Origin of the sequence: Bacillus sp. WP8, assembly GCF_000800825.1 — a bacterium.
GTDB classification, from domain to species: domain Bacteria; phylum Bacillota; class Bacilli; order Bacillales; family Bacillaceae; genus Bacillus; species Bacillus safensis.
The window spans coordinates 2,565,734-2,585,261 of record NZ_CP010075.1; the positions used below are offsets into that span (position 1 = coordinate 2,565,734).

Sequence of the window (19,528 nt, forward strand, 5' to 3'; positions counted from 1 at the left end):
AAAAAAGTTTTTCACGTGATTCGTTTTTTGTTGATGTTGATATGGAGGCTGATTAGCCTTTTGAAATCAGCCCCCGCTTATTCTATAAACATTAGTCTCTTTCACTGATCGGAACAAAGGTTTGAAGATCAGGTCCAATGTAATCAGCTCTTGGACGGATGAGTCGGTTGTTGTCATATTGCTCTAGAATATGAGCAATCCATCCAGAGAATCGGCTGATCACGAAAATTGGTGTAAACAAGTCATGATCAATGCCAAGACTGTGATATACAGATGCAGAATAAAAATCAACATTTGGTGGAAGATTTTTCTCTGATGTCACGATTTCCTCTGCGCGAACAGACATTTCATACCATTTCGGCTCGCCAGTGAGGTTTGTTAAACGCTGGCTCATTTCTTTTAGATGCTTTGCACGCGGGTCACCTTGACGATATACGCGGTGGCCAAAGCCCATAATTTTTTCTTTCTTCTCTAGCTTACCATGAATATAGGAATCTACGTTTTCAACTTCGCCAATTTCTGAAAGCATCTTCATCACGCCTTCATTAGCGCCGCCATGAAGCGGTCCTTTCAGCGCACCGATAGCCGCTGTCACACCAGAGTAGATATCTGATAGTGTAGCAACACATACACGTGCTGTAAATGTCGATGCGTTTAATTCATGATCCGCATGTAGAATAAGCGCCTTATCAATGGCTTCAATTTCTACTGGTGACGGCTCTTCGCCATTTAGCATATACAAGAAGTTTGCAGCATAGCTGTATTCTTCTTTTGGCTGTACAGGCTCAAGTCCTTTGCGAATGCGAGAAAACGCAGCGACTAGTCCAGAAATTTTCGCCTGTAAGCGAATTGCCTTTCTGTAATTCGCTTCTTTGTCCATAATCTCTGATTCGTCATCTAGTAAACCTAGTAAGGATACTGCTGTACGAATCGCAGACATTGGATGAACCCCATCGAGCGAATAAGATTTAAAATGCTCAATGATTTCTTGCGGAATCTGAGCATTTTCATTGAGCTGTTGTTTTAATTCACTCAGCTCCTGCTCATTCGGCAGCTTTAAGTGCCATAACAGGTAGACAATTTCTTCGAATGTAGCTTTTTCAGTTAAATCATCGATATTGTACCCTACATAAGTAAGAGTATCATCAATAATTGAGCTTACGGATGAAGTTGTTGCCACGATACCTTCAAGACCTCTTGTTGCTGTCATGTTCAATCTCCCCTTTTTAAAAAGATTCCCCTTCGTTGCAGAATTCTCACTTTTTGAAAGCGCTATCCAATCCGAATAAGATGGCAGGTTCTGAAAAGAAAATGCTTACATTTACCTATACGGTTAGAGCGCTTTTAGCCTCATATCTCTTGTGTGATCAATGAGTTCAAAATTAAGCCTATTCCCATTATAAACAATAATCAGACATTTGTTAAATGTTTAACTATAATTTTTTTTGATAATTTTTTTTCCAGTCTCCCATATCAGGCATGGAATAAAGGGAATTTGCTTCTTTTAATATATTTAATTATGTTTTTTTGCAAAAGCTCACGCAAGAAAAAATTTAAAAAAGAAAGTGGCAGGAACCACTCTCTTTTCATCCGCTGAAAAATTTCACAGCCTGCATCGCCAAATAAGCAATTCCTGCCCCGATGAGCGGGCCAACAGCCACCCCTTTAAATAAGCTGACTGCCAAAATGGTACCGAACACAAGCGCTGCCGTAATATGCGGATCATTTTCGAGTAGCACAATCCCGTTTTTTGCAATTAATGCTACTAATATACCCGCTCCAAGAGCTATCCAAGCATAGGAAGATTTCATCGCTTCTCCAAGCTGCTTAAATCCAATGTCACCTGTTGCAATCGGGACCAGCACAGCAATGGTAATAACGGTCACTCCCCAATTAATGCCTTTAGATTGGAGAACCGGGAAAATTTTTTGATCCAGGCCAATCAGCTTAATTGCGATCAGTACAGAGACCGCTAAAATTAACGAATTGTTTTTTGCAATAAGTGCAATAACGAGTAAAAGTACCAAAAATAAATTTGCTTGAGTAAACATACGCCGCTCCTTTCTTTCTTTTTATTGCGACCTTTTCATATTACTAATCTTTTTGAATAAAATGAAGTATCGGACATGCTTGTTTTTTGGAGGGGATTGTGTGAATCACGCCTATGTGGCCATTTTTCTGCGAAGTTTGATGATAATCAGCATTGCTGTTTTTGCTGTTGTCTTTTTATATCAGTCTTTTCCGTTTTTATATCCTTTTTGGATCGCCCTTATTGTGTCATGTTTGATTCACCCTGCCGTCTGCAAAATTGAAGAGATCACCGGGATGCCAAGAGGACTTGTTGTGGTCATTGTACTGTTGCTCTTTTTAGTCGCAGCCGCCGGCTTCATGACGCTTTTAGTGGCTGAAATCATTTCAGGAAGTGCTTATTTGGCAAAGGTGCTGCCTGGCCATCTTGATCAATTGATTGGTATTGTAGAGCAATTTTTCACAGATAAAATTCTGCCTTTATATCATGATGTCACAGCCCAATTTAATACGCTTCAAGCAGGTCAAAAGGAATCCATTTTGGGACAAATTCAAGCACTCGGTGATGAAGCTGCCGCAAAAATCGGGACTTTTCTTTCAAAAACACTCGAGCTTATTCCGGCTTTTTTAGGTCTTTTGCCTGATGCAGCAGCAACATTGTTATTTTCTGCTCTGGCAACTTTTTTTATCACGAAAGATTGGTTTACATTAAAAACATATGGCTCACGTATCTTTCCCGCAAAATGGATGCAGCATACACGCGCCATTTTATCTGAAATTAAAAAAGCCATTACCGGTTTTATGAAGGCTCAGCTTCTGCTTGTGGCCATGACGATTGGTATTGTATTGATTGGACTCATCGTTTTAAAAGTCGAGCATGCCCTTGTGATTGCTTTATGTATTGGATTTGTCGATTTACTTCCATATATCGGGAGCGGCACTGTTTTCCTACCGTGGATCATTTATTCTGCTATGACAGGAAATCTTTCACTCGCCATTGGACTGGGCATTTTGTATATTGTTGTCCTCATTCAAAGACAAATATCAGAGCCAAAAGTCTTAAGCAAATCCATCGGACTTAATCCTCTAGCAACGCTTGTGGCGCTATTTGTCGGGTTAAAATGGTTTGGTTTTCTTGGACTTGTGATTGGCCCTGCTTCCCTTGTCGTGTGGCAGGCATTCCGTAATGCAGGAGTTTTCAGAGATATTTTTGAGTACATTCGGTATGGCATGCAAAAATAAAAGAGACCTAGGCTGAAGGTCTCTTTAGCGAATGATTGTATAGCGGTTGCGATTAGACAAGTTTCTAAGCCAGCGTTCAAAGAGCGGCTTGATTCCCTTTCTCGTCACCGGAATGAGCAGCAAAGCCCCAATGAGATCTGATAAGAAGCCTGGAATGAGCAGCAGCAGACCGCCAATCAGAATACAAAAACCATCGACAATCGCTCCCCCTGGCATCTTGCCATATTGTAAATCTCGCTGTACTTTTTGGAAGGCTTCTATTCCTTGTTTTCTTGCGAAATAAGCACCTAATGCACTTGTCAGCACGATGAGCAGCATCGTTGGCAAAATGCCAATGATTTTACTTGAGATTAAAAATAAACTAATTTCCACCGCAGGGAACAGAATTAATAATAGTAGAAAATATTTCTTCAACCATATCACCTCATGGGGTATCTTTCATCGAAAGCTGTTTACTTTTTTTAGTGTAACATAAAAAAAGAGAGGAGTCAGACAACTCCTCTCTTGGATGATTTAAAGGACGCTTGCACGGCCTTTGTAGATCGCTCCGCGTGCTGGATCTACTGTAATCTCTTCGCCTTCTTTTAATAGTGTTGTTGCGCCGTCAAGACCAACAATTACTGGAATGCCAAGGCTTAATCCAACAACAGCTGCATGGCTTGTTAAACCGCCTTCTTCTGTGATAAGGGCAGATGCTTTTTCTAAAGCTCCCATCATATCACGATCTGTGCAGTTTGCGACTAGGATCGCACCGTCGTACATTTTTTCTTCTGCTTCTTTTCCGCTTTGTGCAATGACAACCGGTCCAAATGCAGATTTACGGCCAATACCTTGACCTTTCGCAATGATGTCACCGACAACATATACTTTCATTAAGTTCGTCGTACCTGTTTCACCAACTGGCACACCTGCTGTAATGACGATTAAATCGCCGTGTCTTACATAGCCTGTTTCAATAGACTTTTCTACTGCATTCTCAAGCATTTCATCAGTAGACGTCGTTTTTGATCCGCTCTTTGCAAATACACCGAATACGAGTGAAAGCTTTCTTGCCACTGATTCGTTTGCTGTAACTGCTACGATTGGTGCTTTTGGTCTATATTTTGAAATCATTCTGGCTGTATGTCCGCTTTCCGTAGGCGTCACAATGGCTGCCACATCAAGCTTCATTGCTGTATGTGCAACAGATTGACCGATCGCATCTGTAATGCTGACTTCTACTTCTTCGCTTCTGCGGGAAAGAATTGCTTTATAGTTTAGTGCTTCTTCTGAACGTGATGCAATGTTATGCATCGTTTGTACAGCTTCTACTGGATATGTTCCGGCTGCTGTTTCACCAGAAAGCATAATCGCATCTGTACCGTCAAAAATAGCATTGGCCACGTCACTTGCTTCCGCGCGGGTTGGACGAGGGTTACGCTGCATGCTGTCCAGCATTTGAGTCGCTGTGATGACAGGCTTGCCTAAACGATTACATTTTTTGATCAGCATTTTTTGAACAAGAGGTACTTCTTCTGCCGGGATCTCTACACCAAGATCTCCACGCGCAACCATTAAACCATCAGATACCTCAAGGATTTCGTCGATGTTATCAACACCCTCTTGGTTTTCAATCTTAGGAATGATTTGAATATCAGTCGCATTGTTCTTTTCAAGAAGCTCACGAATTTCAAGAACATCAGAAGCTCGTCTCACAAAAGAAGCTGCGATGAAATCGACGCCTTGTTCAATTCCAAACAGAATATCATTGGCATCCTTTTCTGTAATACCTGGCAGGTTCACACTGACGCCAGGTATGTTGACACCTTTTTTGTTTTTGAGTGTGCCTGTATTCATGACTTTAGTGACGATTTCTTTGCGGTCCTTGTTAATTTCTTTTACTTCTAAACCAATCAGACCATCATCTAATAGAATCGTTGAACCTACTTCTACATCATGAATTAAATCTTCGTATGTCACACTAATTTTTTCCGTATTTCCAACAATGTCTTCCATACTCACGATAAGATCAGCACCAGCGACTAGCTCAATTGAGCCGTTTTCAACTGTACGTGTACGGATCTCTGGACCTTTTGTATCTAGAAGGATCGCAATGTCCTTGCCTAATGTTTTACCTGCTTTACGTATGTTTTCAATGCGTGCACCATGCTCTTCAAAATCTCCGTGGGAGAAGTTTAGTCTGGCTACATTCATTCCTGCTTCAATCAATTCAGTCAGCTTTTCAATGCTTTCACTTGCTGGACCGATTGTACAAACGATTTTTGTCTTTCTCATTACTGTTCCTCCTAAGGTCTTCTCGTTTTATATAGAGAGCTCTTGTGAAAGTCGGTACATATTTTTATCGACTGTATGTTTTTTATCTAAGATTTCTAAAATATCATGATGGACAAGTTCATTGCTTTGAATGCCTACACAGCGTCCGCCTTGTCCTTCAAGGAGAAGCTCGACTGCGTATGCTCCTAAACGGCTTGCCAGTACACGGTCAAATGCACTCGGAGAACCTCCGCGCTGAATATGTCCTAAGACAGATACACGTGTTTCAAGGCTTGTCTCCTCTTCAATCCGCTTACCAAATTCAACACCGCTGCCTACGCCTTCTGCAACGATAATAATACTATGCTTCTTGCCGCGCTCGTGACCTCTTCTTAACCTAGCAATAATTTCGTCCATGTCATAGTCTGCTTCAGGAATCAAAATAGATTCGGCTCCGCCCGCAAGACCTGACCAAAGGGCAATATCACCAGCATGTCTTCCCATTACTTCCACTACGTATGTACGTTCATGAGATGTGGCTGTATCACGAATTTTATCAATGGCATCAATGACAGTATTCAGTGCTGTATCAAAGCCAATAGTGAAATCAGTACCTGGAATATCGTTGTCAATCGTGCCAGGGACACCTACACATGGAAAACCGAGCTCTGTTAATTTCTTCGCTCCCATAAATGACCCGTCTCCACCAATGACTACAAGTCCTTCAATACCGAATTTTTTTAAGTTTTCAATTCCCTTTTCACGACCTTCAACTGTCTTGAATTCAGGACATCTTGCCGTGTAAAGTTTTGTTCCTCCACGATGAATGATATCGCCTACCGAACCTATTTCGAGTTTCTCAATTTTACCGTTAATTAGACCTGAGTATCCATTATAAATACCGTAAACTTCAACATTATGGTAAATTGCTTTCCTTACAACTGCGCGCACAGCTGCATTCATTCCTGGGGAATCCCCACCGCTTGTTAAAACTCCTATACGCTTCATCTTTTTCACCTCAGAGACCATATATGAATTAAACATACCATTTCCACTGCTTGAAAACAATCATGAGCAAATTTGGATGTTTTCAATACGAATTTCTAAAACCGTACTTATTATACAATTAAATAAACCGTTTTTAAACAAAAGTTAAGAACGTCATGAAAGCAAATCTCTCTGAAATCTGTAAAGGCAGGTGCTATAAACCTTGTCATATCAGGGTTTTCAGACGTTTCAAATTTTATGAAAACAAAAGAAAATTATTTTCAAATAGCGCTTACATGAGGTCGGTTTTCATGAAAAAAGATGAAAAAAAATAAACGCCAGCCAAAAAGGCTGTACGTTTATTTAGTTTACCCCAATATATTGATTTTCAATCGATACTTTCCCGATTGCTTTGTATTTTTCATATCTTTGTTCGACTAGTTCTTCAGGTGTTAGTTTGAGCAAAGATGTAAGTGATTGTTTTAATACATTTTCCATGTAGGCTGCTTGTTGTTTCACGTCTCGATGTGCTCCACCTTGCACTTCTTTAATAACATCATCTATAATATCTAATTCTTTTAGGTCTGGAGCGGTAATTTTCATTGATTCTGCAGCTTTTTTCGCAAGTGATGAGTCCTTCCAGAGCAGTGCTGCTGCACCTTCAGGTGAAATCACTGAATACGTTGAGTTTTCTAGCATGAATAGGTGGTTTCCTACGCCTAGGCCTAGTGCGCCGCCGCTTCCGCCTTCTCCAATGACAATACAGACAACCGGTACACGAAGTCCTGCCATTTCGAATAGGTTTTTCGCAATTGCTTCACTTTGTCCGCGCTCTTCAGCTGCTTTACCAGGATAAGCTCCTTTTGTATCAATAAAGCAAATGATCGGGCGATTAAATTTATCTGCTTGTTTCATCAAACGCAGCGCTTTACGGTAGCCTTCTGGATGAGGCATTCCGAAATTACGGCGCAAGTTTTCTTTTGTATCTTTACCGCGCTGATGACCAATAACAGTGACAGGAAGCCCTTTAAACGTGGCAATTCCTCCAACGATCGCTTCATCATCACCATAAAAACGGTCACCGTGACATTCGAAAAAGTTGTCAAACAGCTCTTGAATGTAATCGAGAGTTGTTGGGCGCATCGCATGCCGAGCAATCTGCACTCTGTCCCACGGCTTTAAATTTGTATAAATGTCTGCTTCAAGCTTGCTCAGACGTGTTTCAAGGCGCTCAATTTCTGCACTTAAATCCATTTCTGAGTTTTGTGTGAACTTTTTCAGTTCATCAATTTTCGCTCGAAGTTCAATGACAGGTTTTTCAAATTCTAGTTCTCCAGCCACTCTCGTTCACCTCCTGTGCTGTGTAGCGCTAAGATTCGGCCTAGTGTTTCTTTCATTTCTGCACGATGGATGACAGCATCAAGCTGTCCATGCTTCATTAAAAATTCAGCCGTTTGGAAGTCCTCTGGCAGGTCTTCACGAATCGTTTGTTCAATGATTCTGCGGCCTGCAAAACCAATTAAAGCACCCGGTTCTGCAAAGTTGTAATCACCGAGAGACGCAAAACTAGCTGATACACCGCCAGTTGTTGGGTTCGTCATCACAGAGATAATCAACCCTTGATCTTCGCTGAACAGTTTTAATGCTGAACTTGTTTTTGCCATCTGCATCAGACTGAGAATTCCCTCTTGCATTCTCGCTCCACCAGATGCAGTAAAGATAATAAACGGAACCTTGTCCGCTTTTGCTTTCTCGATCGCCAGTGTGATCTTTTCACCAACAACCGATCCCATGCTGCCCATACGGAACGTGGCATCCATGACAGCAATCACAGCACTTTGGCCTTCAATCTCACCTTTACCTGTGACAATGGCTTCATTCAAAGATGTTTTTTCTCTGTCTTTCTCAAGCTTTTCTTCGTAGCCTGGGAAACCGAGCGGGTTTGCTGAAATGAGGTGCCCGTTAAATTCTTCAAATGTGCCTTCATCTACAAGGCTTTCGATACGCTGTTTTGCATTCATTTGCAAATGTCTGCCGCAATTCATGCAAACACGTAAATTTTTATCTAGTTCTTTGGTGAGCATTATTTTTTTACATTGCGGACATTTGGTCATGATGCCTTCAGGCACATCTTGGCTTGCCTGTTCAGAGGGTACAGATGCATATTTTTTCTTTTTACTGAAAATATTCTTGATTGACAAATGACTACCTCCCTTTTTGAAGGGTTTTTTCTTTACACGCACATCCACTATTATAGGACATGTCATAACTGTACCGAAACTATTGTACTTTTTTTGTCAAACGCTGTCATCCTTCATTCAATTTTTTCAGTGGGGAATTGATGAGAAATGAGTAGGTGTTTGGGGCGCTGAGCAGTTGATATGTTTGAATTGTGAACGTCTACAAAAAAATCTCATTCCGGATGAAAAATTTTTCGCGTAAGAGAGGAAATGTTGCACGTTTTTCCTCCAATTTCAGAAAAAACGTGCACACTTTTCCAGTTGATTATTCGCCGATAATCGTTAATTTTCTTGTTTTTTCAGCGACCGCTTCTGGGTCGACTTTGATTCTTGCAACGCCAGTTTCCATTGCTGCTTTTGCCACAGCTTTTGCTACCGCTGGTGCCACGCGTGCATCAAATGGTGCAGGGATGACATATTCAGCTGACAATTCCTCATCTGAAACAAGAGACGCTATCGCTTCAACAGCTGCGATTTTCATTTCTTCGTTAATGTGAGTTGCACGTACATCTAATGCTCCGCGGAAAATTCCTGGGAATGCCAGTACGTTGTTCACTTGGTTCGGGAAGTCAGAACGGCCAGTTCCTACAACACTTGCACCTGCTGCATGTGCATCTTCTGGCATAATCTCTGGATTTGGATTAGCCATAGCAAAGATGACAGGATCTTTTGCCATTTTTCCAACCATTTCTTTTGTTAAAGCGCCTGCTACAGAAACCCCGATAAAGACGTCTGCGCCTTCAATGACTTCTTCTAATGAACCTTCTTTGCGGTCTTGGTTCGTGAATTTAGCTACTTCGTTTTTCACTGCATTCATACCATTCGGGCGGCCTTCGTAAATGGCACCTTTCGTATCACACATAATGATATCACGTACACCGAAATGATAAAGAAGTTTGATAATCGCAATTCCTGCTGCCCCGGCGCCGTTTGCCACTACTTTGATTGAAGACATAGATTTTCCAGAAAGCTTCAGTGCATTCACAAGTCCTGCTACTGTCACAATGGCTGTTCCGTGCTGATCATCGTGGAAAACTGGAATGTTTGTCTCTTTTTTCAAGCGCTCTTCAATGATAAAGCAGTTAGGAGCTGCAATATCTTCAAGGTTCACACCGCCAAAAGTCGGCTCAAGAAGCTTCACTGTTTCAACGATTTTGTCTACATCGTTCGTTGCAAGCGCGATTGGGAAGGCATCTACGCCTGCAAAGCTTTTGAATAATACGGCTTTCCCTTCCATTACTGGAAGAGATGCTTCTGCACCAATATTTCCAAGCCCTAAAACAGCGCTTCCGTCTGTGACAACAGCGACCATATTGCCTTTCATTGTATAATCATACACTTTGCTTGTGTCGTCATAAATATCTTTACATGGTTCTGCAACACCAGGTGAATAAGCCAAGCTCAAGTCTTTCGCATTTTTCACTTGTACTTTTGATTTTGATTCGAGTTTGCCTTGATTCTCTTTGTGCATATGTAATGCTTCTTCTCTTAATGACATGTGATGAACACTCCTTCAAGTGGAAAATGATTTAATGATTTGCTAAATTGATAAGCACATACTGGCAGTTTTAAATACACAGAATCTTTAAAATGATAACACAATAGGTGAATTTGTAAAACATATTCAGGCGATTTGTCATCATTTAATCACAACGTTTTGTTCACCGAGCAGCTCTTTTAACTGGAAAATCACAGCATGATCTGCATGAACTTTGTATGCATCTGGAAGTCTCATCGTCTTTTTTTGCTTCTCATAATACAAATAGACATCTGCTTCTCCGCTGTGCATCGAAAGGACTCGTTTTACTTGCTCTAGCAGCTCCTGCGTATGATTCTCTTCTTTCACCCGAATGTAGACAGACTCTTTTCTTTTTACGTCCATCTCTTCAAGCAAAGCAGCTTCTTGCACGATGATTTGACTGCTGTCATTTCTGATCTCTACTCTGCCTTCCACATAAAGCATGGTGCCCTCCTCAAGTAAGGGGGACAGCTTTCTAAATTGCTCTGGAAAGACGACGCCTTCCATTTCTCCCGTTTCATCCCCAAATGTAACAAATGCCATCGATTGTCCATTTTTTGTCCGAATCGATTTCACTTTTGTCAAAAGACCACCCATTGAAATTTTTCGCTTAATATAGGAAGAAAGTCTGATGATTTCCACTGCACCATTCTCTCTTAAGCGTTCTCGATATGCTTGTACTGGGTGATTTGATAAGTATAGCCCGAGTGCCTCTTTTTCAAATTGCAGGAGATCAACAAGCGGCATTTCTTCTATCTCCGCATATTTTGGCTTAATGGAGAAGGTTGTATCCCCAAGAAAGTCCAGCTGATCCTCTGGATTTAAAAATGACACGTGGTCTAACGCAATATCTATCGATGCTAATAACGAAGCACGATTGGGATAAAACTCATCCATCGCTCCTGAAAAAATGAGCGCTTCAATCGTTTTTCGGTTGACACTCTTTGGTGATACTCTTGCGCAAAAATCGAATAAATCTTCAAACGGCTTTTCCTGTCTTGCTCTGTATATATCCTTTACAGCTGACACTCCGACATTTTTAATCGCTCTTAAGCTGTAGCGGATCTCCCCTTTTTCAACCGTAAATGGAAACTCACTCTTATTAATAGAAGGCTTCAACACAGATATCCCTTTTTCCTTCGCCTCATAGAAATATTGAGCAATTTTGTCTTCATTTCCAATTACACTCGTTAAAAGACCGCACATAAAATATAACGGATAATGCGCTTTTAAATAAGCAAGCTGAAAGCCAATCATGCTATATGCAACAGCATGGCTTCTATTAAAACCATAGTTTGCAAATTTGACGATTAAGTCATAAACGTCATTTGCAATGTTAACAGGATACTCCTTTTTTAGGCATCCTTCAACAAAATGGCTTCGCTCTTCATCAAGGACCTTTTTATCCTTCTTCGAAACAGCTCTTCTTAATAGATCAGCCTCGCCCAGCTGAAAACCAGCCATCTTCGCTGCAATCAGCATGATTTGCTCCTGATAGACGATGACCCCATATGTATCCTTTAATATGTCATACAAATCAGGATGAGGGTAGGAGACCTTGACTCTGCCATGCTTTCGGTCGATAAAAAGCGGGATATTTTCCATTGGACCTGGACGATAGAGGGCATTGACCGCTACGATATCTTCTAAACTAGACGGCTTCAGACGTCTCAGCACCTGACGCATTCCCTGTGATTCAAGCTGGAATATTCCAGTTGTATCACCCGCAGATAACAATTCAAACGTTTTCTGATCCTCATATGAAATGTCACTAAAGTTAATGTGGACGTTTTCCTGTCTTTCAATCTGGTTTTTAATGGATTCAATTAATGTTAAGTTTCTGAGCCCTAAGAAGTCCATCTTTAAAAGTCCGAGATCTTCTAAATAATTCATGGCATACTGCGTTAAATACACACCTTCATGGCCGTCTTGAATCGGAACGACCTCTGTCAGCGGCTCTTCGCTCAGCACAACGCCAGCTGCATGTGTCGAGGTGTGTCTCGGTAAGCCTTCTACCTTTAAAGCAGTTTGGAAGACCTTTCGAAGCTCTTCAGATTGCTGAAGCATCGTTTTTAATTCAGGAGATGCAGTCACCGCTTCTTTCAGCGTCGTTCCTGGCTTTGATGGAATCAGCTTGGCAAGACGGTCCGCTGCCTTTGAATCGATTCCCATCACACGTCCAACATCCCTTAAAGCAGCCTTTGCTGCAAGTGTTCCAAACGTGACAATTTGCGCCACATGCATGTCTCCGTATTTGTCTTTTACATAAGAAATGATTTCGTCTCTTCTCGTGTCGGGGAAATCAATATCAATATCTGGCATACTGATTCGCTCTGGATTTAAGAAGCGCTCAAATAAAAGACCGTGACGGATCGGGTCGACATCCGTAATAAACAGAACATATGCAACAAGTGAACCCGCTGCTGATCCCCGTCCAGGGCCTGTGACAATCCCTCTGTCATGCGCATACTTCATAAAATCCCACACAATGAGAAAATAATCACTGAAATTCATTTTTTGGATAATGCTCAGTTCATATTCAAGTCTTTTGACATACGTGTCATGTGAAGCAATCTTTCTTTGCATCATCCCTTCTGCGCACACTCTGCGTAAAAACTGATCTGCTGTTGATTGATCAGGAGTTGGATAGGATGGAAGTTTTGTCTGCCCAAGATTTAAATCGACCTCGCAGCGGTCTGCAATCTCCACCGTTCTTGTCAGCAGCTCTCGATCATCTCTATACCATTCCAACATTTCTTCAATGGATCTGAAATGCTTTTCTCCTCGGTCTTCCTCTATCTCTGAAAGCTGCTCTCCTGCTTTAATAGCCTTTAAACACGTATAAGCCATTTTATCCTCTCGATTGATGTAGTGAACATCCCCCGTCGCAACAAGAGGTATGTCCACACTTTGTGAGACGTCCCGCAGTTTGCTGGTGAGCGATTCGTCCTGCTGAAATGGCTGAAGTGCGATGTACACGTGGCCCTCGCCGAATATATGCTTTAATTGTTTGGCGGCTTCACGCGCTTCTTCTATCTGATCATGCTGCAAAAGCGTTTCAATATACCCAGATGCACCTGGTGTGATCGCAATGAGCCCGCGATGATAGCTTTTGAGCCATTTTTCTTTCAGTCCGGCTTTTGATTTTGATTTCAGCACACTGCTGATTTTGATCAGGTTTTGATAGCCTTCGTTGTTTTTTGCAAGGAGTACCAAGGGATAAGCCTCTGTCTCTTGTTCATCTATGAAGACAGAAGCTGTTAAACCGATAACCGGCTTGATGCCATGTTTTTTACATTCCTTATAAAATTCAACCGTTCCATACATCACATGGTCATCGGTAAGAGCGAGCGCCTTGCAGCCAAGTTCTTTTGCTTTCAGTACAAGCTCCTTTACTTTAGCTGCACTGCTTAACAAGCTGTATCCACTGTGGACCTGAAGATGAACATAAGACATGCTAAATCCACTCCTTTCGTCTAAAGTCATTCTTTCATTATAAAACGCGATGCGATGAGAAACAAATGTTCTTTCTTTTCTGTCCGTTCATACTTGTCCAGCACACACCATATATTGAATAGAGTGAGGTGGACAAAATGGATGTGAAGGAAGCTTTTATTCCGAATTTTATCAGCTGTTATTTTATCGCCCTTGGGGTCATTTTGGGTGGTGCTATCATAGGCGGTGTTGGTGCGTATTTATCTGGTCAGCCGCCTTTATCCATTATTACTAGTCTTGCCAACCGTTTAAAGATTTGGGCGCTTGTCGCCGCTATCGGCGGAACATTTGATGCTGTTTATAGCTTTGAACGAGGCATTTTCGAAGGAAACACGCGTGATATTTTCAAGCAGATTTTATTAATTATCTCTGCCATGGGCGGCGCACAAACGGGGTATCTCATTATTACGTGGCTCACACAGGAGCATGTGTCATCATGAGGGTGCCGGAGCTGTATAAACGCCCAGGCTGGCAGCGTTTTTTTGCAGGAATGATGTTTGGTGCGATTGTAAGCTGGCTCATTTTTCTCTTTACATACGGAACCTTTCAGGAAAAGCAAGTGACACTGCTGAGGAGCCAGCAGCATCATATGGACAGTTTGAAGGAACAAATCACACTCTATCGGGAAGATTTGCATAAGTTAAATGAGGATAATAAGAAGCGGCTGCTGATCCAAAGCGTAGATGTTCATCTCGTGAATCGTGAGCAATATAAAATCCCAGAGCCAGATACGCTAAAGTTTGAAGACCAGGTCAAGGAGGATATCTCAGAAGTCATTACAAAGGATATTGAAAGTGTCTATAAAACAAAGGAATTACTAAAACGGACAGTGGAAAATAAAGAATATACGATTCGGGAAAAGGCATACCGAGCGAAAGTGACAGAGCTGACAATTTATACGAAGCTTTCACTTGAAGTACGTATCTCATTTGCTGAATAAACAGGTTGTGGAATTTTTATGAATTTCTGCCCTCAATGATCGCTTTTCACGCTTCATTTTTATACACTAAAAGTAGAACGAGATCTTAAATAGAAAGAGGTGAGGACAATGGAGGTTTACAGCTATCGTCAAATGGCACGAGACAAAGCAAGCCGGATCAAAGACGGCATGTGTGCTTATGCTGAGACAGAAATGATGGCTCATTTAATTAAAAAAGAATTAAAGCATCAAAATCTCCAAGCCTATGAAGATTCAACAGACATCGGCTGCTGGTTTATCCCTGTATGCAAGTAACCCTTTTCTCCATGACAAAAAAAGAGAGAAGGGACTTCATATCCCTCCTCTCTTATGATGATGATTTACATACTTCTTCTAAATCTCGCAAAATCTCATCTGCTACGGCCCAATCAAAAATGGACGCACCGGCTGCAAGCGGGTGGCCGCCGCCATGATATTTTTTCGCAATGGTGTTAATGACGACACCTTTAGAGCGGAATCTGACACGAATCTGATCGTTTTCTTCCACAAAAAAGACCCATGCCTTAATGCCTGCAATATTTCCTAGTGTCCCAACAAGCTGTGAGGCCTGCTGCGCTGTTGTTTGGAACGATTCCAAAATTTCACGCTTAATGAACACAGATGCAACCCCGTTCTCTGACAAAGAAATATGTTGAAAAATATAACCATTTAATTTCACGACATTCAAATCTGTCTCATACAATTGATTGAAAAGATCTGAAGATGAAAACGGATATTCGATGAGTTCCCCTGCATATTTGAGTGTCTTTTTCGTTGTGTTTGGGAAAAGGAAGCGGCCAGTGTCTCCTACAATGCCGGCATAGATCAATTCAGCCGCCTTTGTATTCAGCTGATATCCTTCTTCTTTCCCCTCTAAGTACAATTCATAAATCATCTCGCTCACAGAGCTTGCCTCTGTATCCACCCAAAGCAAATCACCATAAGGATCTTCATTCGGGTGATGGTCGATTTTCATCAGCTTATCGCCCATTAAATAGCGCTGATCATCAATTCTTGCTTGATTGGCCGTATCACAGACAATGACAAGGGCCCCTTTATACACGTCGTCTGGTATCTCATCGAGTTCATATAAAAATGAAAGGGATGGCTCAGGGGTTCCTGTCGCATAAATATTTTTTTCTGGATAGGTGGCACGCAAGATTTCCGTAAGGCCGCACTGCGATCCATACGCATCAGGATCTGGTCTTACATGTCTATGAATGATGATGGTGTCATATAATGATATGGTTCTAATCAGTTCTTTTTTCATAAAAACTCCTTCTCATGCGATACTCTTTTTATTATTAAATCATAATCTATCGTGACGGAAAAGTGAGGAATAGACAATTTATTCTAGTAAGCAAGCCTATTTACGTTTAAAATAGGGTTGTAACCACTTACAATGGAGGCTTGGCACATGCTTGTTTTGATTGTGTTTATTATTTGTTCTGCCATGTTTTATTTATACTACAAAGCAAAAAATGTCCGTACGAACCGGCCAGTTGAGAAAAAATTCTGGTCGGCGAAATCCAGTATGGCCCTTGGCTGCTTTGTCCTGCTTTTCGGTGTGAATCAATTATTTTTAAACCGCTCGTCACTCGCATTTGTCATCGGATTTATTTTTGTTGCTGTCGGTATCGGCAGTACGTGGGCTGGGTATAAAGCCTACAAGCATTACCTTCCGCTCTTTTTAAAAGAAGGCGAAAAGGATCACGCGTAATAAGGAAAGGGGCGACATGGGTTCGCCCTTTTTATCATTATCCCCTCTCCATCAGCTGCACCATCAGCATCGCTTTTCCTACGATATTCGATTGATGGTACACCTCGACTTCCAGCTTTCCAAACTTGCGCCCTACTTCTAAAATATTCGGCTTGATCTGGATTGTGGATTCCATTTGGACCGGTTTTAAGAAGTAGACAGAAAGACTCTCGACGATCAGCTCGCCCTTTTTATGAGATTTTAAGAAGCGGTTGGCTGATTCGATTAAAATTTGTGTGAACACCCCATATGAAATGTTTCCAAGCTGGTTTGTCATTTGCGGGGTGACCTCATATTGATAAACCGCATCTGCTTTTGGTTTTTCTGTATCAGTTTCTTTAAACCCTCTTGAGACAACATCATCCAGCTTTTCTCCGACCTGCGGCTGCTTTTGAATCATTTGGAGCGCCTTGAGCACATCCTGACGGCTGATCATCCCGATCAGCTTCGCATGATCATCCACAACTGGCAGCACCTCAATGCCTTCCCACACCATCATTTGGGCAGCTGAGGCGACAGATGTTTTGCCAATGACCGTCAGCGGATTTTTCGTCATCACCTTTTCAATCGGTGTGGAGCGGTCATGCCCCGCAATATCCTTTGAGGTGAGGATGCCGTGAATCTTCATTTGATCATCTGCGACCGGGAAACGGCCGTGGCCAGTTTCATAATTCTTTTCATACCATTTTTCAAGCTTATCCTCTGGTGATAAATACACAGTGCGTTCAATCGGCGTTAAAATATCTTCTACAAGCACAATCTCTTTTTTAATTAATTGGTCATAAATGGCTCTGTTAATGAGAGCCGCTACGGTAAATGTATCGTAGCTTGTTGATAAAATTGGCAGCTCTAGCTCATCTGCGAGCTGAATGATTTCATCATCTGTTGAGAATCCGCCTGTGACCAGCACAGCCGCCCCTGCCTCTAATGCCTGCTTATGGGCATTGATCCGGTTTCCGACGATGAGAAGGTTTCCAGCTGCCGTATAGCGCATCATCGCATCCAGCTCCATCGCTCCGATGACAAATTTATTTAACGTTTTATGTAAGCCTGCTCGTCCTCCAAGCACCTGTCCATCAATGACATTGACCACTTCTGCATATGTCAGTTTTTCAATATTTTCTTTTTTCTTCTGTTCAATTCGAATGGTGCCGACTCGTTCAATGGTACTGACGAATCCTTTATTTTCAGCATCTTTGATGGCCCGGTAAGCGGTGCCTTCACTCACTTTCATTTCTTTCGCTATGCGCCGGACAGAAATTTTCTCCCCGACATCTAATGAATCAATATACGATAAAATTTGCTCATGCTTTGTCGCCAATCCCGTTCACCCTTTTTGTTTTCAGCGTTTTCATCTATGTTTCATTATAAGGGCAGGAGGCTTTTAATAGCAATTTGTCTTTTCTTTCAGCAGATGAAGGCAAACAAAAAAGCCGGCATTTGTGTGCCAGCTTTTTTCATATGGGGATTAAATCTCGATTGATTCCCCGCTGTTTAACACATGACCGACGCCGCCATGCAGGCTGTCTGCAAATGCATGCGGATCCTGTTCAATTGGCGGGAATGTGCTGTAGTGAATCGGAACGACCTGTTTTGCCCGCAGCCATTCTGCTGCAATTCTTGCATCCTCCGGCCCCATCGTGAAGTTATCACCAATTGGAAGGAATGCGAGCTCAATATGATTCAGCTCACCAATCAGCTTCATATCTGAAAAGAGTGCAGTGTCTCCAGCATGATAAATTGTTTTGCCCTCTGCGGTAAATAAAATACCTGATGGCATCCCTGTATACGTAATTGTCTGTGCCTCTTCATCAATGACAGCAGAACCATGGAACGCTTGCGTGAGCTTCACTTTACCAAATTCAAACTCACGGCTGCCTCCAATAGAAAGCGGGTGCGTTTTCACCCCTTGCCAGCTTAAATACGTGGCAAGTTCGAAAGGCGCGACAACAAGTGCATCATTGTTTTTAGCGATTTCAATGGTGTCACCGATGTGATCTCCATGTCCATGTGTCAGTAAAATGACATCTGCTTTCACATCTTGCGGATTGATATCTGTGTGCTTATTTCCATTTAAAAATGGGTCAATCCAAATATGATATCCGTTTGTTTCAATGTGTACAACTGAATGTCCATGATATGTAGCTTTCATGTAGTATATCCACCTTTCAATTTTGATCTCATATCATTTATTCCCTCTATAAAAAGCTGAAAAACTTAATGCCTGTGAATCACGTTAAGACCACCTGTTGCTTCAATGACGGTCCCTGTAATAAGGTCTGAACGGTCATCACATAGAAATGAGATGATACGTCCTATATCCTCTCCAGTACCAGACCTGCCTATTGGCGTTTCTTCGTCTTTAATTTGGCGGGCTTCCTCTATTGTCGATTCTTTCATGTCTCCAACGATTTTGCCTGGACAAACCATATTGGCGGTGATGCCGTTTTCGGCTTCTTCAATCGCAATGGTTTTCGTCAATGACGCAAGGCCCACTTTTGCCGCTCCAAAGGCTGATCTGTGCATCCAGCCTGGCGCATGGTCTGCACCTTGGAAGCCATAAGTGATAATGCGGCCAAAGCTTTGTTTTCTCATCATTGGGATGACCATGCGGAACAAATGGAATACTGCTGATAAGTTGCCTTCTATCATTTGATACCATTCATCTTCAGAGTAATCCGCCAGTTTTTTTCGTTCAAAAATATAAGGACCAGCATTGTTAATCAAGGCATCAATCCGCCCAAATCGCTCTATTGCCAGCTCTACCATGTTTTTTAGATCTTCTTTTTTTGTCACATCACCTTGGACAAATTGAAGCTTATCTTCGTACTGCTGTAATTCTTCTCTCATCTGCCGGACAGCTTCATCATCACTTCGATAATTCACTGTCACAGAATACCCCATATTCAGTAAAGACTCGGTGACTTTCCGGCCAAGTCCTTTAGAACCCGCTGTTATTAATGCGTGTCGCACACAATCTCCTCCTAAAGCAAAGGTTGCAAGTTCACGTGTTTCTTATCTTATCTTTTACTTTACTATAAACCGGC

18 protein-coding genes are annotated in these 19,528 nt (G+C 41.8%); 5 read left to right on the top strand and 13 right to left on the bottom strand.

Going from position 1 to position 19,528, the window contains the following annotated elements:
* Positions 1-91: 91 nt before the first annotated feature.
* Together citZ and QR42_RS12900 are read right to left on the bottom strand one after the other, a co-directional pair.
* Positions 92-1,210: a citrate synthase gene (gene citZ / locus QR42_RS12895; RefSeq protein ID WP_024424790.1), complete on the bottom strand. Its 1,119-nt coding sequence runs from the start codon at positions 1,208-1,210 to the stop codon at positions 92-94.
* Between the two features lie 376 nt (positions 1,211-1,586).
* Positions 1,587-2,051, bottom strand: a complete 465-nt coding sequence (locus QR42_RS12900) for a DUF441 domain-containing protein (protein ID WP_007501699.1) — start codon at positions 2,049-2,051, stop codon at positions 1,587-1,589.
* 100 nt (positions 2,052-2,151) lie between these two features.
* Here QR42_RS12900 and ytvI point away from each other — a divergent pair, with 100 nt between their 5' ends.
* On the top strand, positions 2,152-3,270 hold the full coding sequence (ytvI, locus tag QR42_RS12905; RefSeq protein WP_039180561.1) for a sporulation integral membrane protein YtvI: 1,119 nt from the start codon (positions 2,152-2,154) through the stop codon (positions 3,268-3,270).
* Between the two features lie 24 nt (positions 3,271-3,294).
* Here ytvI and QR42_RS12910 read toward each other — a convergent pair whose 3' ends face one another.
* The 7 genes from QR42_RS12910 to dnaE form a co-directional block, all read right to left on the bottom strand.
* Positions 3,295-3,684 carry an FxsA family protein gene (locus QR42_RS12910; protein ID WP_039180564.1) on the bottom strand — a complete coding sequence of 130 codons (390 nt, stop codon included), beginning with the start codon at positions 3,682-3,684 and terminating at the stop codon, positions 3,295-3,297.
* 99 nt (positions 3,685-3,783) lie between these two features.
* A complete protein-coding gene (gene pyk / locus QR42_RS12915; protein ID WP_039180567.1) occupies positions 3,784-5,544 on the bottom strand; it encodes a pyruvate kinase in 1,761 nt (586 codons plus the stop codon).
* Positions 5,545-5,571: 27 nt separating this feature from the next.
* Complete coding sequence (gene pfkA, locus QR42_RS12920) at positions 5,572-6,531, bottom strand: 6-phosphofructokinase (protein WP_024424794.1); 960 nt, start codon at positions 6,529-6,531, stop codon at positions 5,572-5,574.
* A gap of 342 nt (positions 6,532-6,873) precedes the next feature.
* Positions 6,874-7,851, bottom strand: a complete 978-nt coding sequence (gene accA, locus QR42_RS12925) for an acetyl-CoA carboxylase carboxyl transferase subunit alpha (RefSeq protein WP_039180569.1) — start codon at positions 7,849-7,851, stop codon at positions 6,874-6,876.
* Complete coding sequence (gene accD, locus QR42_RS12930) at positions 7,836-8,711, bottom strand: acetyl-CoA carboxylase, carboxyltransferase subunit beta (protein WP_034279640.1); 876 nt, start codon at positions 8,709-8,711, stop codon at positions 7,836-7,838. Before accD ends, accA begins: the two co-directional genes overlap by 16 nt.
* Before the next feature lie 304 nt (positions 8,712-9,015).
* Positions 9,016-10,248: an NADP-dependent malic enzyme gene (locus QR42_RS12935; protein ID WP_025092260.1), complete on the bottom strand. Its 1,233-nt coding sequence runs from the start codon at positions 10,246-10,248 to the stop codon at positions 9,016-9,018.
* Between the two features lie 141 nt (positions 10,249-10,389).
* Positions 10,390-13,725 (bottom strand): DNA polymerase III subunit alpha, encoded by a 3,336-nt coding sequence (gene dnaE, locus QR42_RS12940; RefSeq protein ID WP_039180575.1) that lies wholly within the window; start codon positions 13,723-13,725, stop codon positions 10,390-10,392.
* Between the two features lie 137 nt (positions 13,726-13,862).
* On the opposite strand from dnaE, the gene QR42_RS12945 reads away from it, so the two are divergent.
* The 3 genes from QR42_RS12945 (at position 13,863) to QR42_RS12955 (ending at position 14,998) form a co-directional block, all read left to right on the top strand.
* Entirely contained in the window at positions 13,863-14,204 is a 342-nt protein-coding gene (locus QR42_RS12945; RefSeq protein ID WP_024424798.1) for a sporulation membrane protein YtrH, read from the top strand.
* The gene (gene ytrI, locus QR42_RS12950) at positions 14,201-14,704 is read left to right on the top strand and encodes a sporulation membrane protein YtrI (RefSeq protein ID WP_003216226.1); all 504 of its coding nucleotides are present in this window, start codon (positions 14,201-14,203) and stop codon (positions 14,702-14,704) included. Before QR42_RS12945 ends, ytrI begins: the two co-directional genes overlap by 4 nt.
* A gap of 108 nt (positions 14,705-14,812) precedes the next feature.
* Positions 14,813-14,998 carry a YtzJ family protein gene (locus QR42_RS12955; protein ID WP_003216400.1) on the top strand — a complete coding sequence of 62 codons (186 nt, stop codon included), beginning with the start codon at positions 14,813-14,815 and terminating at the stop codon, positions 14,996-14,998.
* A 52-nt stretch (positions 14,999-15,050) separates the two neighbouring features.
* Here QR42_RS12955 and QR42_RS12960 read toward each other — a convergent pair whose 3' ends face one another.
* Positions 15,051-15,992: a DHH family phosphoesterase gene (locus QR42_RS12960; RefSeq protein ID WP_039180578.1), complete on the bottom strand. Its 942-nt coding sequence runs from the start codon at positions 15,990-15,992 to the stop codon at positions 15,051-15,053.
* A 147-nt stretch (positions 15,993-16,139) separates the two neighbouring features.
* Here QR42_RS12960 and QR42_RS12965 point away from each other — a divergent pair, with 147 nt between their 5' ends.
* Positions 16,140-16,442, top strand: coding sequence for a YtpI family protein (locus QR42_RS12965; RefSeq protein ID WP_003216665.1), 303 nt, complete (start codon positions 16,140-16,142; stop codon positions 16,440-16,442).
* A gap of 37 nt (positions 16,443-16,479) precedes the next feature.
* On the opposite strand, the gene QR42_RS12970 is transcribed toward QR42_RS12965, so the two are convergent.
* The 3 genes from QR42_RS12970 to QR42_RS12980 form a co-directional block, all read right to left on the bottom strand.
* A complete protein-coding gene (locus QR42_RS12970) occupies positions 16,480-17,802 on the bottom strand; it encodes a CBS domain-containing protein (protein WP_039180580.1) in 1,323 nt (440 codons plus the stop codon).
* Between the two features lie 147 nt (positions 17,803-17,949).
* Positions 17,950-18,633 carry a metal-dependent hydrolase gene (locus QR42_RS12975; RefSeq protein WP_039180583.1) on the bottom strand — a complete coding sequence of 228 codons (684 nt, stop codon included), beginning with the start codon at positions 18,631-18,633 and terminating at the stop codon, positions 17,950-17,952.
* A 65-nt stretch (positions 18,634-18,698) separates the two neighbouring features.
* Entirely contained in the window at positions 18,699-19,454 is a 756-nt protein-coding gene (locus tag QR42_RS12980; protein WP_039180586.1) for an SDR family oxidoreductase, read from the bottom strand.
* Positions 19,455-19,528 lie beyond the last annotated feature (74 nt).